This is a genomic window from Nocardia grenadensis (assembly GCF_050942415.1).
Taxonomy (GTDB): Bacteria; Actinomycetota; Actinomycetes; order Mycobacteriales; family Mycobacteriaceae; genus Nocardia; species Nocardia grenadensis.
In genome coordinates this window covers 2,739,871-2,757,464 of the sequence record NZ_CP192054.1, presented here as the reverse complement: position 1 = coordinate 2,757,464, position 17,594 = coordinate 2,739,871, and the positions used below count along the sequence as shown (strand labels likewise).

Here is a 17,594-nt window from a genome sequence, read left to right as displayed (position 1 = left end):
CATCCGCCGGGGCATCAGGGCATCGCCCGCACGAAACGATCGAGCAACCGCGCGAATTCGCGGCGCTCGCCCGCCGTCCAGCCGTCCATGGCGGTATCGAAGGCGGCCCGGCGCCGCGCGTGGGACCGCTCGAGGATCTGCCGGCCGCGTTCGGTGAGGACCAGCACCGAACGTCTGCCGTCGGACTGATCGGCGACCCGGCGAACCAGGCCTTCGGACACTGCGGCCGCCACCAGCTTGCTGGCCCGCGGCTGATCCACGGCCAGGGCGGATGCCACCGCCGACACGGTGGGTTCCGGCGTCGCCTCGATCACGTCCAGCACTTCGAAGAACTGCCCGGCCGCTTCGCCCTCTTTCGCGAGGGCTCGCCGGGTCTGCCGACGGCGGATCGCGATCATCGCTCGTTCTACGCGCTCGACATCGTCCACCCGGACATGCTATTACGGATATATACATGTCTAGTAACAACTAATTATGGTTGTTCATGTATCTGATAGGAGACCCGATGAACGTCCGCACCCTGCTACTCGGCACCGCCACCGCACTGCTCATCCCGCTGGCCGCCGCCTGCGGCGAACCGGCTGCCGACCCGGCCCCGGCGGAAGCGGCACCCGCGGGCGAGAACCGGCTCATCGGTTACCAGGTCAAACGTCTCGACCAGCTGATCGAACTGACCTTCGACAGGCTGGTCGCCGAAGCCGGCCTCTCCCGGCGCGAATGGCAGACCCTCAACGCCCTCGCCGCCGGCCCGGCCGACGACGCGGAACTGACCGACGCGCTCCGCCCGTTCTGGGAGGTCGAGAACGAGGACCCGCGCGACGTGGTCGCCGCGCTGATCGAGCGCGGATGGGTCGGCCGCGACGGCGACGGACGATACGTCCTCACCGAAGCCGGACGCACCGCCCGGGCGACAGCCGCCGACTCGGTCGGCCGCATCCGCGACCTCTCGGCGGACGGCGTGAGCGAGCAGGAGTTCGCCCAGATGATGGATGTCATGGCACGCATCATCGGCAACCTCGAACGGGCCACCACCGCCTGAGCATCCATGCGACGGGGCGCCGGGTTTCGCGCCGGTTACGAAATCCGGCGCCGCGCGTAGGCGTACTGTGAACGCCGGCCGCGAAACCGCAGGAGCACGGTTACACCGCAGGCCACCCGAGCGCTGCGCAAAGGCTTCGAATCCGCCAGCTACTTCTACGGTCCCGGCGCGATCAACTGCATCGCCAACCGTGGCTTCCCACGCACCGGTGACAGCGGATTCCCCGGAGAGCAGAACATCAACGACGCGCTGGCGGCCTTCATCGAGGAAGGCGGCACCGTCTTCGCCCGCCGCTTCGGGCTCGCTCTGCACGGTGCGCGCGAGGAGGATCTCATCGCCGGGGTGGTTCCCGCGCATCCGCTGGACGTGCAGGACGCCCTGATCCACTACGCCCGCAAGGGCGCCATCATCAATTCCACCTACCAGGTCCAGGACGCCGTCATGACCGAGGTGTCCACCCGGGTAGACCTCGCGCTGCTCGGTATCCGCGTCGACGTTCCGGTGCAGCGCCGTTCCGGGGCCGGTCCCAGCGACGACGGGCATGTGCTGTTCGGGGGCGCCGGTGCCGCCATCCCCATCCGGTCCGACAGTCCGTACTCGATACGCGGGGACCGCCTGCTGTTCGAGGGCGCCGATGCCGGGGTCACGGTGGAACCGGTACAGCGCCCGCGCTTCTACGATCTGCGCACCGCCGACGGCGTCGCCTACGACCGGATCGCCCGGCTGCACGGCGCGGACGTACTCGCCACCACCGTGGTGCAGACCTGTGTCCGGTACACCGCCGACCAACGCTGCCGTTTCTGTGCGATCGAGGCATCGCTCACCGCCGGGCAGACGGTCGCGGTGAAACGCCCCCATCAGCTCGCCGAAGTCGCGGCGGCGGCGGCCGTCCGTCTCGACGGGATCCGCCAGAGGGTGATGATCACCGGCACCTCGGCGGGCCGCGACCGGTGCCGTACTGGTTGTCGGGACCGGTCAGTCCGGCGCCCAGATCGCCGAGGACCCCCGCGCCCACTCCGCCGTCGGCGCTTCCCTCCGGCAGTGAGATCGTTCCGGCCGACCGGTACACCGTCCACGGCGCATGAAGTCGCGGTCTCCGGCGAATTTCGTTGGACAGTGCGCCCATCAGCTGGATACACGGTTCCGGGCCATGCCGGTGCGCCGGCGACCGGGGCCGCGGCGGCGTCCCGAACATCGTCCGGCCGGACCCGCGCGAACCCGCCGGGCGAGCCGGGTGCGGCGAGGTGTCGGGGCGAATCGATAGTCTGCCGGGATGGTCAGACCGGATCCGGCACTGCGGCGCCTGCTGCGCGAAACAGGAAAGTTGCTCCAGCCGTATGGTTTTCACGGCACCGATGCCCCCTGGGTGCGGGTCGAGCCGGAGGGCGTCGCGTCCGTCGGCCGCACCCGGGTATCGCGGATCTGGGCCGACGGTCAGCAGGTTCTGCGATTCGGACTGCATCTCGACGCCACACCGCGGGCCTGGTGGGAGTTCGGCAACTGGCGCAACGAACGGCTGGGTCTGGCCCCGATCCCGTTGGAGGAGGCCACCGGCCCGGACCTCATCGACGATCACGGCCTGCCCGAGGAACTCACCCGGCCGTGGTCGCTGCGGGTCGATCCAGAGCAACCGGGCGGGCACGCACTGCAGACCGATCTCGACACCATCCGCGCCGAACTCCCCCGGCGCGTCCACGCCTACGCGCGCCGGGCGATCCAGCTCGCCGACCCCGACCGCTACCTGACCGAACTCCTGGCCCAACCCGGTGACCGGATCGGCACCCGGGAGGCGATCGTCGTACTGCTCGCCGACCGCGGGCCCGGCCCGGACCTCGACACGGCGATCCGCCGGCTGCGGACCTGCTTCGCCGATCGCGCGGCGTCGGAGTTCGCGGAGGAGATCATCACCTACGCGCAGACCCGGACCGCCACCGTCGTCTGAACGGCGGCGGCGCGCGGGCCGTCAGCGCCGGAAGAGCCGACGCACCTGAGCGCGGAGCCGGGCGGCGCGGGGTTCCGGTTCCGGAATCCCCACTGTCTGCTCGGCGGCCACGGCCTGCGCGAACCGAGCATGCAACTGCTCGCGGACCTCGTCCGGAGTGTAGGCGCGACGGCGGCGTTCGGCGCGCACCACCACCACACCGGTGGCCACCACACCGGCCGCTCCCGCCAAACCCAATACCTTCCACCACCTCATAGCGCATAGGCTACTTCCATGGCGGGTGCGGATCTCGATCTCGACCGGGCTGTCGAGATCACCAGGACAGGCGATATCTGGTTGTTCCGTGGGCATTCCACGGCCGATCGGATGATCCGGATGACAACGAACAGTCCGGTCAACCACGTGGGCATGTCAGTGGTGATCGACGATCTTCCCGCGCTGATCTGGCACGCCGAACTCGGCCGGTCGCTACCCGATATGTGGTCGGGCACCGCGCACCGCGGCGCTCAATTGCACAATCTGCGCGACGCGGTACTGACCTGGGCGAATCGCTACGGTCAGCAGGCCTGGCTGCGGCAGCTCGAACCGCCCGCCACCCGGGAGATGGAGGACGGTGTGCTACGCACGGTGGCGCGGCTCGACGGCACCCCGTTCCCGTCCACCGCGGCACTCGCCGGGCGCTGGTTCCGCGGCCGGGTCCGGCTGCCGCGCCGCCGCTCCCGCCCGCCCGCCGCCCGCGAGGTGGAGAACGCCTACTGCGCGGAGATCGTGGCGGCCACCTACCAGGCGATGGGTCTGCTCCCGGAGACCCGCCGCCCCGACTGGTACGACCCCGGCCGATTCTGGAGCGGAGACCGCCTGCGGCTCAACAGCGGCCGGACGCTCAGCGGCGAGATCGCCGTCCACGCCCCGCCCGAGCCGGCGACCTGATCGCCGGCCGGGGAACACCACGGCCTACCGTGGTGCCCGGGCGTCAGCCGGCGGCACGCTGATACGCCGCCAGCACGGCACCGGGGATACGGCCGCGATCGGGTATCTCGTGCCCGTTGCGCCGAGCCCATTCCCGCACCGTTTTCGCGGATTGCGGACGGTCCGGCACCTGACCTTTCGCCCGGCGCTGTTTGCCGACTCTGCGCGCGAACGGCACCCATTTGTCCAGTGCCGCGCGGAATTCCCGCGCATTCTCCTCGGAGAGGTCGATTTCGTACAGCAATCCGTCGACGCCGAACGACACCGTCTCCGCCGCGACGGATTCGCCATCCAGATCATCGACCATCGTGACAACTACCCTGCGCGCCACACCCACATCCCTTCACTCACTACACCACCGGCCGACCCGGCACGCGACACCGTACTGGTATCACCCTCGAATACCGCCTCAGAAACGCTGAGAAACCAATGAGAAAGAGCCACTTGGACTCTCGTCCGAGAGTGCCGGCGCGCGGCCGCGCCTCCATACGGGTGCCCCCGCCGCCGCGGAAAGGCTTCGGCACTGTCGTGGACCGGGCGTGTTCCACCGCACCCACGGTGGCCGCCACCTCGGCAGACCGCGCCGCAGCCGCACGCCGGCGATACCGCGCGACCTCGATCAGGTCACCGGCGTCCGACTGAATCCCGGCGGCGGTTCCCGCAGGAACCGGAGCATCCGCTCGGCGGCCTCGCGCGCGCTGTGCCCGTCCCATACAGCGGGCACCGGCCGTACCGGGATCCGGAACAGCCCCCAGTGCCGCATCCGGTAGTGGTTGGCGATCTGCCCAGTCGGCAATGTCGCGTACACGACGAACCAGCCACCACCGAAACAGAGTTCCCCGTCGCTGTGCCGGATGCTCTTGTGCACGTCGTATCGGTCGCCGCGCGCCCATTCGTTGATTATGAGCGCGTTGTACAACATCCGATAGTGATACAGCTCGGCGAATGTGTGGACGCCGTCGCTGGTGTTCTCGTCCGCCTCGCCGTGCACGCCGCCTCCAGGTCGCTCGCTGTGCTGGTGATCGGTCGAGTACCCGATCCGGCCACCATTCGACGAATTGCATCGACTCGGTGCTCGGTTCGCTGGAGGGTTTGTCCGAGGGGGACGGAGTGGGTCAGCGGTTTCCCGTCGCGCGCAGGTTCCGGCCGCACCGCGACTACGGGTTCGATACGGCCGGGGTGCCGCGCCGGATCGGCGACCCGGACGTGCCGCTGGCCACCCGGTGGCGCTTAACGGACGGGTGAACACGCACGTTCACCGACTGTGGCCGATGGGATTCGGCGGCTCGCTGCCGCGAGGGGGGCCGGCCGACCTCAGTGGATGTGGTCCTGCCAGTCCGCCGGTACCCGATCCCGCGGCCCGGGCACGGTCTGCGAGCTCGGATGATTCCGCGGCGGCGCGAGTTCCGGCCCGGACTCGTACATTTCGCCGGACCGGTAGTCCCAGAACCAGTCCTCGCCCGGTTCGTAACTCTGCACGAACGGGTGCCCGGTCGCGGTGGCAATAGTGCACCGCCGGCGCGGACGCGATCCCGGCGGGGGTGTCGTGGGTGACGGCGCCCTGGACCGCGGCATGGTGGAGCACATCGTCCAGGGTGGGCAGCAGCCCGATCGGCGCCGCGCGCATGGCCGCGGCGCTCTTGTCGCTGTCCGGGCTGATCCGGCGCAGAACCCCGCACCGTAGGCGTCCCCGACCGCCGCTTCGACCGGCACCGCTCCCCTCCCGTCCGGCCGTTCCGCCGGTCACACCGATACGCCCCGGACGTTACCCGCCCTCGGCGCAACCGTGTTTCGTTTCACCGGCCCGCACCCGGGTACGCGCCCGACACCGGCACTCGCCGGTCAGGTCACGGGAGGAGAACGGTATGGCGGATGTGCACGGGCACCGGCTCACCGGAATCCGGGCGGCCACCACCCTGGTGGATCTGGGCTTCCCGGCGATCGCCGCGGGGGTGATCGCGCGCCGTCGGCCGATGCTCGGACTGCTGGAACGTTTCCGTGCCGACGAACGCGCGATCCGGCGGATCCGCGCCCTGCGTACGGAGTTCGGCCGCGGGCCGGTCGAACTGGTAGTACCCGGCCGCCGGATCGTCGTGGTGCTCGACCCCGAGGATGTCGGCCGGGTACTCGACGAAGCGCCCGCTCCGTTCGACCCGGCGAACCGGGAGAAACGGGCCGCGCTGGAACAGTTCCAGCCGCACGGTGTGCTGGTGTCGCAGGGACCGGTCCGCGCACGGCGCCGCGCGGTGAACGAGGCGGCGCTGGATACCGGCGCACCACTGCATCGTCTCGCGGCCCCCTTCGCGGCGAAGGTCGCCGACGAAGCACAGGATCTGCTCACCCGTGCCCGAGGGCGCGGGCTACTGGACGCCGGCACGTTCACGGCCGCGTGGTGGCGGCTGGTGCGGCGGATCGCGCTCGGTGAGCGGGCCCGGCACGACGGCGCGATCACCGACGAGTTGTGGCGGCTCCGGTCGGCCGCGAACTGGTCGTTCCTGGCACCTCCGCGCCGCAAACGCCGCGACCACTTCCTCGCGCGGTTGTACGACTACGTGGAATCGGCGGAACCGGACAGCCTGGCGGGTGCCCTGGCGGCGGTACCTGCCGCCGGAGCGATCGACCCGGTGGGCCAGATTCCGCAATGGCTGTTCGCCTTCGATGCCGCCGGGGCAGCGCTCTCGCGCACTCTGGCCCTCCTGGCCGACCATCCGGACCAGCGGGCGCGGGCCCGCGCCGAAGCCGAGGACCCCGGCACCGCCGCACTGCGGCCCTATCTGCGCGCCTGCGTGCTCGAATCGATCCGGTTGTGGCCCACCACTCCGGTCATCCTGCGCGACACCACCGCACTGCTCGCGCATATGGTGTCCGGCCCCGAACTCCGCCTGCGCTCACATCCGCCACTCGGCCCGGCTGCACCACTGCCCGCCACCCTGAACAATTACGGGCTCGAGTTCACGGTCGTGCCCGGTGCCCCGAGAACCGCGGACGCCGCGCGGCGATGAGCACGGCCACAGCGGCCCGCCGCTTCGTCCCGGCTGTTCACCACGGGCGGTCAGCCGAGCGTCGCGAGCAGGTCCCGGCAGGCCTGTTCGCAACGGCGGCACGCCTCCGCACACACCTCACAGTGCTCATGCGTGCCGGCATGCCGCAGGCATTCCTCCCGGCACGCCGCGCAGGCGGCGGTGCAGGCCTCGAGCAGCGGCCGGGTCGGCGCGGTACGGCCCCCGGTGTGCCGGGTGAGCACGCGACCGGTGGTATCGCAGATCTCGGCACAGTCCAGGTCGGTGCGGATACAGGTCACCAGGTCGGCGACTACGGCTTCGCTCAGGCAGGAATCGGCGCACGCGGTACACACCTGCGCGCACGAGAAACATTCCTCGATACACCGGGTCAGGGCGGTGCGGTCGATTCCGTCCAGGTCGTGGGGGTACAGGTCCAGCATTTCGGCCGCATGCGTCATGGTGTGCTCCTCGGTCGGGTCGACGGATCTCCCCGGCGTGCTACCCGATGGCCGACCACGCACACCTGCGCCGCCGGGACGTTTCCCGGCGGAGTAGCGCATATCGCGGCGCTGCGGATTCAGGTGTGCAGAACCTCCGACGGCGAGCGTCCGTAGTGATGGCGATAGGCGATCGCGAAACGGCCCGGATGGGCGAAACCCCATCGGTAGGCGATGGTCGCGACGGTCCGCCCGTCCCCGCGCACGGCGGCGCACAGGTCGTCGTGCGCGCCGGCCAGCCGCAGCCTGCGCAGATATCGCAGCGGTGTCGTGCCGAGATGGCGCCGGAACGCCAGTTGCAGGGCGCGCGGCGTCACGAACGCCGCGGCCGCCACCTGGGTGATCGTCACATCCTCGTGCAGATGCGATTCGAGATAGGCCACGGCACGGCGCACCGTCTCGGGATGGGCGTCGCGACGGTCGGTGGCCGCGGCCTCGGTCGCCGCCGTGGTCGGCATGGTGGCGAGCACAGTAGCGGCGAGATAATCGGCGCCGGCCGCGGCGAGCAGCGGACTGTCCGCGGTGGCGGGGTCGGTGGCGACCCGTTGCAGATGGGTGATCACCGCGGTCAGCTGCCGGTTCGCCGCCTGGTTCACCGGCCGGTGGCCACTGAGGCGGACGGGGTCGGCCGCATCGGTGGTGGTCGCGAGACGGTCCAGCAATGCCGGGCCGAACATGGTGATGTCGTAGCGCGCGGAGCGAATCACCCCGGTGTACGGCAGGTCGTGCGGGGTGAGCAGGCCGGAGTCGCCCGGGGCGAAGGTGTCGCGGCCCACACCGTGATATTCCTCTTCGACCGTCCCGGAGTGCACGGTCACCAGGCAGACTCTGTTCAGCGGGTCGGCGTTGTAGGCCATATCGAAACCCAGGTCCAGTCGGTCGAGACTGACCGGGCCGAGCATGTCGCGGCGGATGCGGGTGCGCACCCCGCGGGGGCTGTCGTTACCGATCTGCATGCTGGTGTAGGCGTCGTTGAGGAATGCCTCCGTCGCGCCGAGGTCCTCGCTGTCGAACGCCAAACTCCGCATGTACAGCCTCTCGCCGGTTCGAACGCGCCACCGGCCGCCGAGCAAGTGGAACGCTGGTCGTTCTCTTCTACGACACCATGCGTCGTCGTCCCGGGCAAACCGGTCGGCGAACGCGGTGGCCCGGCCGACCCGCCGATTCCCGACGGGGCGATGTCACGGAGAAGCCCGCACCACGCTCATGACCGCCGCGCACCGAGCCGATACCGGGCCGGCGCATTGCCAGGTCGTGCTGTCGCCTCCGGACGGGATGCCCGGAGATGCCCAGTATCCGTGAACGGCGCCGCCCGGATGCGCGGAGCGACCGATCGACCGGCTCGGCTGTCCGGAAAACGAAACCCGCCAACCTCGGGGATTCACAAAACGAAGAAGGTGGGCCGATCTTGATTGCTCTCGGCATCCGGCGGTAGCCGGGGGTCGTGTCGCCCTCCGACGGCGCCGATCGAGGCGGAGGCAACGGAAAGCGAGGTTCTCGATGACAACTGTGGCCGCATACGACTCCCCCACCACCGCGCGGCGGGCCAGCCGCGGTACCGACAGCTACGACGGGATCGAGCCGCTGCTGGAGCAGCTCGCGGCGATGGATGGCGACGACCCCGGGCGGCCGGAGTTGCGCGAGGAGATCATGCGCCGCTGTCTGCCGCTCGCCGATCACATCGCGCGCCGGTTCACCGGCCGCGGGGAGACCTACGAGGATCTGCACCAGATCGCCTCCCTGGGTCTGGTGCTCGCCGTGGACCGTTACGACGCCTCCCGGGGCGCCAGCTTCCTGGCCTTCGCGGTGCCCACCATCATGGGTGAGGTCCGCCGCCATTTCCGCGACCACACCTGGGCGGTGCGCGTCCCGCGGCGATTGAAGGAGACCCAGCTCGCCCTCGGCCCCACCATCGAACGCCTCAGCCAGGAGCTCGGCCGCACCCCGACCGCGCTCGATATCGCCGTGGCGATGAATCTCGACCTCAACGAGGTCACCCAGGCGCTGCTGGCCGGCAATGCCTATCGCACCGATTCGCTGGACGCCTCGGTCGAACAGAACGACAACAGCGGGGCGGCGGCCAAGAGCGCCGACTCGCTCGGCGACGAGGATCCGTCCTATGAGCTCACCGAGAACGCCATGACCCTCGCGCCCCTGCTGCGGGAGCTGTCGACCCGGGACCAGCGGGTGCTGCACATGCGGTTCTTCGAGAACCGCACCCAGGCCCAGATCGCGGCCGAACTGAACGTGTCCCAGATGCAGATCTCGCGCGTCCTGTCGCGGACGCTGGCGACACTGCGCGCCCGCGCGCTGCGGGACTGACCGCCCGGCGACCGCTGACGGCGACACCGCACCACCGGCCGAGCGTCGCGGGGCGATCACCCCGCGACGCCCATTTCAGCGGGCTGCCGGCGTCCACCGGAGGGGCAGCCCGGCGACGTAGCGCGCCTCGTCGGAAGCCAGGAAGAGCATCGCGTTACTGATGTCCAGCGGGTCCACCCAGCCGACCGGCAGCACATGACCGACCGGGCGGCCGGAACAGGACCGCGAGGTCTTCGGGCAGATCGGTCTTCTCAGATCATCGATCGGTGCATACCCTGTGGTTCCCCACCCAGCTGTGTCAAGGCCGAAGCGTGGAAGATAGAGCCGGGCACATGGATCGCGTGCGCCAGCCCGGCGTGCGCGTCGCGGAAGAACCGCTGCATGGGGAACCGGTAGTGCAGCGCCCCGCCGCCGGACCTGGCGAAGATCTCGTCCACCGCGCGGACCGCTCGCCATGCCGCCGCGGTCTGGGTGCGCCGGCCGATCGCACGTTCCTCGAAGTCGACTTCCCGGCCCTTTTCCGTACTGTCCCAGAACCGGTCGACGTTCTCCAGCAGCGCGGCCCGGGAGGCGGCGATCTCCGCGGCCGCCTCGCCGATCGCGAACAGCACGTACGGGTCCTCCTTGATCGGGATACCGGTCACCGCGACGCGCTCGCGCTGGGCGGCGATATGGCAGGCCAGCGCTCCCTCGGCGATACCGATCACCGCGGAGGTGATACCCAGCGGGAACATACAGGAGAAGGGCATCCGGTACAGGGTTTCGGTGCGGCCTGCCCGGCGTACGGCGGTACCGTCCATCACCTCCGCGGCCGACAGGGTGCGGTAGGCGGGAACGAACGCGTTCCGCACGATCAGATCCTTGGATCCGGTACCGCGCAACCCGATCACGTCCCAGGAGTCCGCGACGATTTCGTAGTCGGACCGGGGCAGGATCACGTGCAGCGAGTCCGGTGGCAGGACCGGTTTCCCGTCGGCATCGCCGACCAGCGCGCCCAGGAACGCCCACTGGCAGTGGTCGGTTCCGGAGGAGAACGACCAGCGTCCGTTGAGCAGGTAGCCGCCGTCGACGGGAGTCGCCACACCCATCGGCGCGTACGGTGACGCGACCCAGGTGTCGGGATCGGTGCCCCAGATCTCCTCCTGCACCCGGGGATCGGCGAAGGCGAGCTCCCACGGGTGCACGCCGACGATACCGGTGACCCACCCTGCCGCTCCGTCCATCGCGGCGATGGCCATGGTGGTCTCCGCGAATTCCCGGGGATGACATTCGAGTCCGCCGTACGTCTTGGGCTGCAGCATCCGTATCGCACCGGATTCGCGCAGCCGGCGCGCCGAGGTGTCGGCGAGCCGCATGAGCCTGTCCCCTTCGGCACCTGCGGCGCGGATCTCTTCCGCGTACTGCTCGATCCGGTCCGTTACCTGACCCATCGCTCCAACTTCCTGCTCGATATCCCGCCGCCCACGTCTTCCGCCGCCGAGGCTGCCAGCCGTTTCGCTGTTCTGTCACAGAGCCGTCCGATGAGCGAGACGATCACCGGAGTTCGGCAGCTCAGCGCGATCCCAGCGCCGCCAGCGGTCGAATGCCCGTGGGCGGCTCCGTCCGGTCACCCGATACGGGGAAGAGAGTGCGCGAGATCTCACGCGACAGGTTCATCACCAACGGCGCGACCCGGTCGAGCTGCGCGGTGCGCGCGTCACCGCACAGTGAGACCGCGGCGACCGGACCGACGTCACCGCGCACCGCGGCACCGACACATGCCACCCCGGGCGCCGATTCGCTGTCGTCGAAGGCGAGCCCGCCGCGCAACCGGATGCGGCTGAGTTCGTGGTGCAGGCTCGCGCGCTCGGCGATGGTCTTGCCGGTGCGGCGGGGCAGCGCCGGGCGATAGAGGCGATCGACCGACTCCGGTTCCATACCCGCGAGAATCGCTTTGCCGCCGGCCGTGCAATAGGCCGGCGTGGATCCGCCCACCCGGGACGGCAGCCGGGTGGCGAATCGACCGCCGACCTTGTCGAGATAGACGGTGTCGCCGCCATCGAGCACGGTCAGGTGCACCACCAGACCGGTCCGCAGATGCAGTTCGTGCAGCAGCGGGGCCGCCGCCGCCCGGATCCGGTCGTGCCCGTCACCACCGAGACCGCGGGCGCGGCGGCCGAGCGCGTACCCCACGGAGGTGTGCTCGACCCAGCTCGACTCGGTGAGCTGGTGCAGGATGCGGTAGACGGTGGAGCGCGGCAGCCGCGCGCGCCGCGCGACCTCTTCGAGAGACAACCGCGAGCTCCGATTGTCGAACGCATCCAGGATCCGGGTCATCCGCTCGACCATGGACAGCGGCAGGTCCGGCTCGCCGGTCTGCTCGGCAGTGGCCTCACCCGAATCAATGATGGTCATCGACTTCTCCAAAAGAGCTGCTCAGAAGCCTTTCATAGGCAAAAACTGAAATTGATTCTCGCATCACACTAACACCCGTCGGCTCCCGCGGAGCGGAAATGACGAGTTACTTGCGAGCACAGCTCGTGCCCCGGTCCGGACCAGGCCCGCAACCGCCGCGCGTACCTCTCCCCCGTGGACCCGCTCGCCCCCTCAGGACCAGCGCGCCTGACCCCCGTCCAACGGAATCGTCGCCCCGGTCAGGTAGCCCGCGGCCGGTCCCACCAGGAAGGCGACCCCGCGGCCGATATCGTTCTCGCAGTCACCGATCCGGCCCAACGGGATGGTGGCCACGAATTCGGCCGCCTCCTCGGGATTGCGTTCGGTCCACCATTTCAGGCCCGGTGACAGGGCGTGCGGGGCGACCGCGTTCACCCGGATACCGTCCCGGCCCCATTCGCTGGCGGCGGTCCGGGTCAGCGACCGCATCGCCTCCTTGGTGGCCGCGTACAGGCCGTAACCGCTGGCATCCCAGCGCACCGCCGCCGAGGTGACCATATTGACGATCGCCCCGCCGCCCCGGGCCTTCATATACGGATGGCAGGCCTGCATGAGCCGCAGGGTGGCGACCGGTCCGGTGGTCAGCGCTTCGTTCATATGCTTCGGCGTGATGTCGAGCAGTGGCCCGAGCGCGCTCTGATTGGCGTTGTTGATCAGGATGTCCACTCCGCCGAAGAGTTCGGCCACCTGCTCCACCAGGGGCTGTAGCCGGTCGGTCGCGCTGATATCGCACACCACCGGCGCGGCCCGCCCACCGGCCGCGCGAATATGCTCGGTGGTGGCGAGGAGTTTGCTCTCGGTTCGTCCCACCACCGCGATCGCCGCGCCGGCCGCGGCGATCGCGTAGGCGACCCCCTGCCCCACGCCCTGCCCGCTCCCGGTGACGATGGCCACCTTGCCGTCCAAAGAACCCATATCGTCTCCCACTGCTCGAGGTGCCGCGGGACCACGCGCCCACGCCGCGAGACCGGACGCTAGCCGCGGGGCCGAACGAATCGCGGACGGTGGTCTCGCTCAGTGGCAACGACCGCCGGCCTTTCCGGCGCGTCGTGAGAGGTTGTCAGCCGCTACGCACCGTGAACGAGAGGGTCGCCACCATGACGACACCGGCAGACGCACAGCAGCTCCTCGACGAAGTCATCACGCGGCTGACCGGTCCGGGTGGCCGGTTCGAGATCACCGCGGAAGAGGTACTCGGCACCACCATGCCCGTGCTGCGGCAGCGCGGGCGCGCGGTCGGCGACCTGGTGGCCGCGTCCCGAGCCTGGCAGGACCGCGACTACCTGGTGACCGCCGACCGCCGTATCTCCTATGCGCAGCACGCGGAGGCCGTCGCCGCGCTGGCCACCGCGTTGCGCGACGAGTACGGGGTCGGCCGGGGCGACCGGGTCGCGCTACTGGCCGCCAACTGCCCCGAATGGGTGACCGCGTTCTGGGCCGCGCAGTGCCTGGGTGCGATCGCGGTCGGACTGAACAGCTGGTGGATGCCCCGGGAGATCGAGTACGGACTCGGGCACAGCCGGCCGCGAGTGCTGATCGTCGATGCCAAACGTGCCGCGCTACTGGCCGATATCGATACCACCGGGATCGCCGTGCTCACCGTCGAGGACGATCTGCCGCGGCTCGTCGCGGCCCACTCCGGCGCCGAACTGCCCCGGGCCGAGGTCGACGAGGACGATCCGTCGGTCATCCTCTACACCAGCGGCACCAGCGGCCGGCCCAAGGGCGCGCTGCATTCCCAGCGCAACCTGCTCGCGGTCGTCGACTACCACCGTTTCTCCGACGCGCTGGCGGCGGCGTTCACCGGACGGGTCTACTCCGACACCGAGCCGAGCCCCCAGCGCTATCTGCTGACCTCACCGCTGTTCCATATCGCCAGCCTGCACAACCTGGTGGTGCCACGGCTGGCGACCGGGAGCACCGTGGTGATGTATCAGGGCGCCTTCGCCGCGGATACGGTGCTCGGACTGATCGAACGGGAACGGGTCACCAACTGGGGCGCGGTGCCGACCATGGCCGCCCGTCTGCTCGAGCACGGCGATATCGACAGCTACGATCTCTCGTCGCTGACGGCCTTCGCGCTGGCCTCGGCCCCGTCGTCGATCGCGCTCAAGAACCGGCTGCGGCAGCGGTTCCCGTTCGCCCGCAACGCCTTGGTCGACAGCTACGGTCTCACCGAATGCAGTACCGCCATCGCGGTCGCCACGACAGCCGACCTCGAACAGCACCCCGGGACGCTCGGCCGGCCGATTCTCACGGTATCGGTGGAGATCCGTGATCCGTTCGGCGAACGGGTCCCCGACGGCACCGAGGGTGAGGTGTGCGTGCGCAGCCCCTTCGTCATGCTCGGCTACTGGGCGGACGAGGCGGCCACCGCGGCCGCGATCACCCCGGACCGCTGGTTGCGCACCGGCGATTTCGGCGTCCTGGAAGACGGTCGGCTGCGGTTGACCGGGCGTCGCTCGGATCTGATCCTGCGCGGCGGCGAGAACGTCTACCCCACCGAGATCGAACAGTGCCTGGACGAACATCCCGACGTCGCCGAGTGCGCGGCCGTGGGTGTCCCGCACGAGGATCTGGGGCAGGAGGTGGCGGCGATCGTGGTGGTACGCCCGGGGGCGACCGTCGACGAGGCACAACTGCACGAATATGCCGTCGCGCGGCTGTCCTATTACAAAGTGCCCAGCCGCTGGCGGATCACCACCGACCCGCTGCCGCGCAACGCCACCGGGAAGGTGATCCGGCGCGGTCTCACCGCGTGAACGACTCCGGCCACTCAGCGAGCAGCAGATCGCATGCCGTCCGCAGGTCCGCTTCCGCGTCGGCGATGGTGAGCCGGCCGTTGAGACACGACTGGATGATGCCGAAGACCGCATGAGTCAGTACCCGCAGCAGCCGGGCATCCCGTTCGGTGACCTGCTCGATCCCGGCGGCGTCGTACAGCAGTTGCCGGAAATTGCGGTCCACCCCGGCCGTATCCGGCACCGCGGACGCCCGGGCCGCGCTGTTGGATTGGATCATCGCGGTGGCCAGCAGCGGCCGGCCCAGCAGTACGCGGACCACCTGGAGCAACCGGTCGTGGACCGCGTCCCGGGCACTCTGCTCCGGATGGGGCCGCCGGGCGTACTTCGCGCGCATCCGGTCGATCTGATCGAGCATGACCGCCACGAACAGATGGGTCTTGGACGGGAAGTACCGGTACAGGGTGGCGACCGCGACACCCGCGAGTTTCGCCACCTCGTGCATCTGGACGCGGTCGAGTTCCTTGTCGGCGGCCAGCGTCGCGGCGGCGTCGAGGATCCGGCCCACCCGGGCATGCTGCTCGGTGGAACTCGGTGCCGCGGCATCGCGCGTCTCGGCGATCCTCGGCATATCTCCCCTTCCTCGTCCCACCACCCGGTATCCGTCACGTCGGCACCGGCCGCCCGAGACCGGCAGCGGGCCTCTTCCTCGGGTGGGACCGCCCGCCGCGGACTCGACGCTACCGACCCGGCACCGCCGCCCGGTGGTCGCGGTCCCGACCAGTGAGAGCGGCGGCCGCGGCACCGGCCGCGCACCCCTAGCGTGAGCGCCGCGGTCCGCGCGCAGGTCGTGGCCGTACCTACTGCTGTGCGCGGGTCGCGCACCCGAGGAGGACACCGATGTCACAGGAATTCCAGGGCCGGGTCGCGCTGGTGACCGGCGCCGCACGCGGTCAGGGCCGCGCCCACGCACTCGCGTTCGCCGAGCGCGGTGCCGATATCGTCCTGTGTGATCGGTGCGCGGACAGTGCCGCCCTGGACTATCCGCTCGCCACCCCCGCCGACCTCGCGCATACCGAGGAGCTGGTCACCGCCCTCGGCCGGCGGTGCGTGAGCGTGCGGGCCGATACCGCCGACCGGGCCGCGATGGACGAGCTGGTGCGGCGCGCCGAAGACGAACTCGGCTCGGTGGATATCGCGGTCGCCAATGCGGGGGTAACGGGGGTGGCGCCGATCGGTGAGCACACCACCGAGCTGTGGCACGAAGTGATCGGCAGCAACCTCACCGGAGTGTTCAACACGCTGGCCGCGGTCACCCCGGGCATGATCGCCCGCAAATACGGCCGCATCATCACCACCTCGTCGATGATGGGGCGCGGCGCGAGCCCGGCCATGGCCTCCTATGTGGCGTCCAAATGGGGTGTGATCGGCCTGACCAAATCGCTGGCGATGGAACTCGCCCCGCACGGCATCACGGTGAACTCCGTGGCCCCGGGCAATATCGCCACTCCCATGGTGCAAAACGACGCCATGTACCGCCGGTTCCGGCCCGACCTCACCGATCCCACCTGGGAGGATGTGGCGCCGATCCTCGCCGGTCTGACCCACCTGCTGCCCATCGCGGCCCTCGAACCGGAGGAGGTCTCCCGGGTCGTGCTCTTCCTGGCCGCCGAGGCGAGCGCCCACCTGACCGGCTTGGTGTTCCCGGTGGACGCCGGAGCCGGCGCGAAGGGCAATGCCTGAACCACGTGGCCGCCGGATAGCCGGATCCGACTCTCCGCGGGGTCAGCGCACCCGCCCGGGGCGCCCGATCAGAAGCGTGACCGCCGGAATCCGCCCTCGGAATCGAGCACCTGCCCCACTACCCAGCGGCCCGCGTCGGAGACCAGCCATTCGATCAGCCGGGCCGGGTCATCGGGGCGGCCGGCCCGACCGCGCGGAAAGGCGGAGTGCACCTGCTCGACGAATTCCGGGGGCAGGTCCGTGGTGTCCGGGGCGAGGAAGCCCGTGTCGACCGGGCCGGGGTTGACGGTGTTGAGCACGATGCCGCGGTCGATCAGTTCGTCGGCGACCGTCGCTGTCATCCCCGCCAGCACCGATTTCGCCGAGCCGTAGGCGATTTCGGCGCGCATCGGCGCCAGATGCTGACCGGAGGTCATCCAGATCACCCGGCCGCGATCGGCGACCTCGCCGCGATCGGGACGGAACTGTCGTGCGAACGCCTGAGTGAGCAGCAATACCGAGCGGGCGTCCACGGCCCAGTGCGCCTCCAGCACCGCGGCGTCGATCTCGAACAGGGTCCCGTCACCGCCGCTGCGGGCGTGATTGGCGATCAGGATGTCCACCTGTCCGAATTCGGCGACCGCGGCGTCCACGACCTCCGCCGGTGCGGCGGGGTCGGCGAAATCGACACTGTGGTCCACCACCCGTGGCGCGGCGGACAATCCGCGGCGGACCGCGTCGATATCGTCCGCGCCCCAGGGCTGCTCCTCGTCGTGGGGCCGCCAATGGGTCAGGTAGAGCGCGGCGCCACGGTCGGCCAGCCGCCGGGCGATCGCGTAGCCGATCCCGGCCCGGCGGCCCACTCCGGTCACCACGGCCACTCGTCCGGTGAGGTCTCGTTCGGCATGCATCAGCGGCCATTGCACC

18 protein-coding genes and 5 pseudogenes are annotated in these 17,594 nt (G+C 70.0%); 9 read left to right on the top strand and 14 right to left on the bottom strand.

Annotated elements, in window-relative coordinates; genetic code table 11:
* Positions 1-14 precede the first annotated feature (14 nt).
* Entirely contained in the window at positions 15-428 is a 414-nt protein-coding gene (locus ACQPYS_RS12500; protein WP_431938841.1) for a MarR family winged helix-turn-helix transcriptional regulator, read from the bottom strand.
* 77 nt (positions 429-505) lie between these two features.
* On the opposite strand from ACQPYS_RS12500, the gene ACQPYS_RS12495 reads away from it, so the two are divergent.
* The 4 genes and pseudogenes from ACQPYS_RS12495 to ACQPYS_RS12480 all read left to right on the top strand — a co-directional run bounded on the left by ACQPYS_RS12495 (position 506) and on the right by ACQPYS_RS12480 (position 2,981).
* The gene (locus ACQPYS_RS12495) at positions 506-1,039 is read left to right on the top strand and encodes a MarR family winged helix-turn-helix transcriptional regulator (protein WP_433492690.1); all 534 of its coding nucleotides are present in this window, start codon (positions 506-508) and stop codon (positions 1,037-1,039) included.
* A gap of 108 nt (positions 1,040-1,147) precedes the next feature.
* Positions 1,148-1,468: pseudogene (locus ACQPYS_RS12490) on the top strand (MSMEG_0572/Sll0783 family nitrogen starvation response protein); the annotation flags it as partial.
* A gap of 12 nt (positions 1,469-1,480) precedes the next feature.
* Positions 1,481-2,080, top strand: a pseudogene (locus ACQPYS_RS12485) (MSMEG_0568 family radical SAM protein); the annotation flags it as partial.
* Between the two features lie 232 nt (positions 2,081-2,312).
* Positions 2,313-2,981 (top strand): hypothetical protein, encoded by a 669-nt coding sequence (locus ACQPYS_RS12480; RefSeq protein ID WP_431938843.1) that lies wholly within the window; start codon positions 2,313-2,315, stop codon positions 2,979-2,981.
* Positions 2,982-3,002: 21 nt separating this feature from the next.
* On the opposite strand, the gene ACQPYS_RS12475 is transcribed toward ACQPYS_RS12480, so the two are convergent.
* Positions 3,003-3,236 (bottom strand): hypothetical protein, encoded by a 234-nt coding sequence (locus ACQPYS_RS12475; protein ID WP_433492689.1) that lies wholly within the window; start codon positions 3,234-3,236, stop codon positions 3,003-3,005.
* Between the two features lie 18 nt (positions 3,237-3,254).
* Between ACQPYS_RS12475 and ACQPYS_RS12470 the strand changes: the two genes are divergently transcribed.
* Complete coding sequence (locus ACQPYS_RS12470; RefSeq protein ID WP_433492688.1) at positions 3,255-3,911, top strand: hypothetical protein; 657 nt, start codon at positions 3,255-3,257, stop codon at positions 3,909-3,911.
* A 43-nt stretch (positions 3,912-3,954) separates the two neighbouring features.
* On the opposite strand, the gene ACQPYS_RS12465 is transcribed toward ACQPYS_RS12470, so the two are convergent.
* The 4 genes and pseudogenes from ACQPYS_RS12465 to ACQPYS_RS12450 all read right to left on the bottom strand — a co-directional run.
* The gene (locus tag ACQPYS_RS12465) at positions 3,955-4,281 is read right to left on the bottom strand and encodes a histone-like nucleoid-structuring protein Lsr2 (RefSeq protein WP_063034241.1); all 327 of its coding nucleotides are present in this window, start codon (positions 4,279-4,281) and stop codon (positions 3,955-3,957) included.
* A gap of 288 nt (positions 4,282-4,569) precedes the next feature.
* A complete protein-coding gene (locus ACQPYS_RS12460) occupies positions 4,570-4,941 on the bottom strand; it encodes a hypothetical protein (protein WP_433492687.1) in 372 nt (123 codons plus the stop codon).
* A 323-nt stretch (positions 4,942-5,264) separates the two neighbouring features.
* Positions 5,265-5,453, bottom strand: a pseudogene (locus tag ACQPYS_RS12455) (UBP-type zinc finger domain-containing protein); the annotation flags it as partial.
* A gap of 13 nt (positions 5,454-5,466) precedes the next feature.
* Positions 5,467-5,697 (bottom strand): annotated as a pseudogene (locus tag ACQPYS_RS12450) (ADP-ribosylglycohydrolase family protein); the annotation flags it as partial.
* 118 nt (positions 5,698-5,815) lie between these two features.
* On the opposite strand from ACQPYS_RS12450, the gene ACQPYS_RS12445 reads away from it, so the two are divergent.
* Positions 5,816-6,952 carry a cytochrome P450 gene (locus ACQPYS_RS12445; protein WP_433492686.1) on the top strand — a complete coding sequence of 379 codons (1,137 nt, stop codon included), beginning with the start codon at positions 5,816-5,818 and terminating at the stop codon, positions 6,950-6,952.
* Positions 6,953-7,002: 50 nt separating this feature from the next.
* Here the strand turns inward: ACQPYS_RS12445 and ACQPYS_RS12440 are convergent, their stop codons facing one another.
* The gene (locus ACQPYS_RS12440) at positions 7,003-7,410 is read right to left on the bottom strand and encodes a four-helix bundle copper-binding protein (protein WP_433492685.1); all 408 of its coding nucleotides are present in this window, start codon (positions 7,408-7,410) and stop codon (positions 7,003-7,005) included.
* 119 nt (positions 7,411-7,529) lie between these two features.
* On the bottom strand, positions 7,530-8,477 hold the full coding sequence (locus ACQPYS_RS12435; protein WP_063034122.1) for a helix-turn-helix transcriptional regulator: 948 nt from the start codon (positions 8,475-8,477) through the stop codon (positions 7,530-7,532).
* 472 nt (positions 8,478-8,949) lie between these two features.
* Here ACQPYS_RS12435 and ACQPYS_RS12430 point away from each other — a divergent pair, with 472 nt between their 5' ends.
* Complete coding sequence (locus tag ACQPYS_RS12430) at positions 8,950-9,771, top strand: RNA polymerase sigma factor SigF (RefSeq protein ID WP_063034121.1); 822 nt, start codon at positions 8,950-8,952, stop codon at positions 9,769-9,771.
* 73 nt (positions 9,772-9,844) lie between these two features.
* Here the strand turns inward: ACQPYS_RS12430 and ACQPYS_RS12425 are convergent.
* The 4 genes and pseudogenes from ACQPYS_RS12425 to ACQPYS_RS12410 all read right to left on the bottom strand — a co-directional run.
* Positions 9,845-9,969, bottom strand: a pseudogene (locus ACQPYS_RS12425) (SDR family oxidoreductase); the annotation flags it as partial.
* Between the two features lie 53 nt (positions 9,970-10,022).
* The gene (locus ACQPYS_RS12420) at positions 10,023-11,201 is read right to left on the bottom strand and encodes a hydroxylase (protein ID WP_431938857.1); all 1,179 of its coding nucleotides are present in this window, start codon (positions 11,199-11,201) and stop codon (positions 10,023-10,025) included.
* A 121-nt stretch (positions 11,202-11,322) separates the two neighbouring features.
* A complete protein-coding gene (locus tag ACQPYS_RS12415; RefSeq protein WP_433492684.1) occupies positions 11,323-12,165 on the bottom strand; it encodes an IclR family transcriptional regulator in 843 nt (280 codons plus the stop codon).
* A 192-nt stretch (positions 12,166-12,357) separates the two neighbouring features.
* On the bottom strand, positions 12,358-13,119 hold the full coding sequence (locus tag ACQPYS_RS12410; protein WP_433492683.1) for an SDR family NAD(P)-dependent oxidoreductase: 762 nt from the start codon (positions 13,117-13,119) through the stop codon (positions 12,358-12,360).
* A 182-nt stretch (positions 13,120-13,301) separates the two neighbouring features.
* Between ACQPYS_RS12410 and ACQPYS_RS12405 the strand changes: the two genes are divergently transcribed.
* Positions 13,302-14,966: a class I adenylate-forming enzyme family protein gene (locus tag ACQPYS_RS12405; RefSeq protein WP_433492682.1), complete on the top strand. Its 1,665-nt coding sequence runs from the start codon at positions 13,302-13,304 to the stop codon at positions 14,964-14,966.
* Here the strand turns inward: ACQPYS_RS12405 and ACQPYS_RS12400 are convergent.
* A complete protein-coding gene (locus tag ACQPYS_RS12400) occupies positions 14,956-15,576 on the bottom strand; it encodes a TetR family transcriptional regulator (protein WP_063034117.1) in 621 nt (206 codons plus the stop codon). The two genes, ACQPYS_RS12405 and ACQPYS_RS12400, sit on opposite strands and share 11 nt — an antisense overlap.
* 269 nt (positions 15,577-15,845) lie before the next feature.
* Here ACQPYS_RS12400 and ACQPYS_RS12395 point away from each other — a divergent pair, with 269 nt between their 5' ends.
* Positions 15,846-16,688 (top strand): mycofactocin-coupled SDR family oxidoreductase, encoded by an 843-nt coding sequence (locus ACQPYS_RS12395; protein WP_431938861.1) that lies wholly within the window; start codon positions 15,846-15,848, stop codon positions 16,686-16,688.
* 68 nt (positions 16,689-16,756) lie between these two features.
* On the opposite strand, the gene ACQPYS_RS12390 is transcribed toward ACQPYS_RS12395, so the two are convergent.
* Positions 16,757-17,578, bottom strand: a complete 822-nt coding sequence (locus ACQPYS_RS12390; RefSeq protein WP_433492681.1) for an SDR family oxidoreductase — start codon at positions 17,576-17,578, stop codon at positions 16,757-16,759.
* Positions 17,579-17,594: the final 16 nt, after the last annotated feature.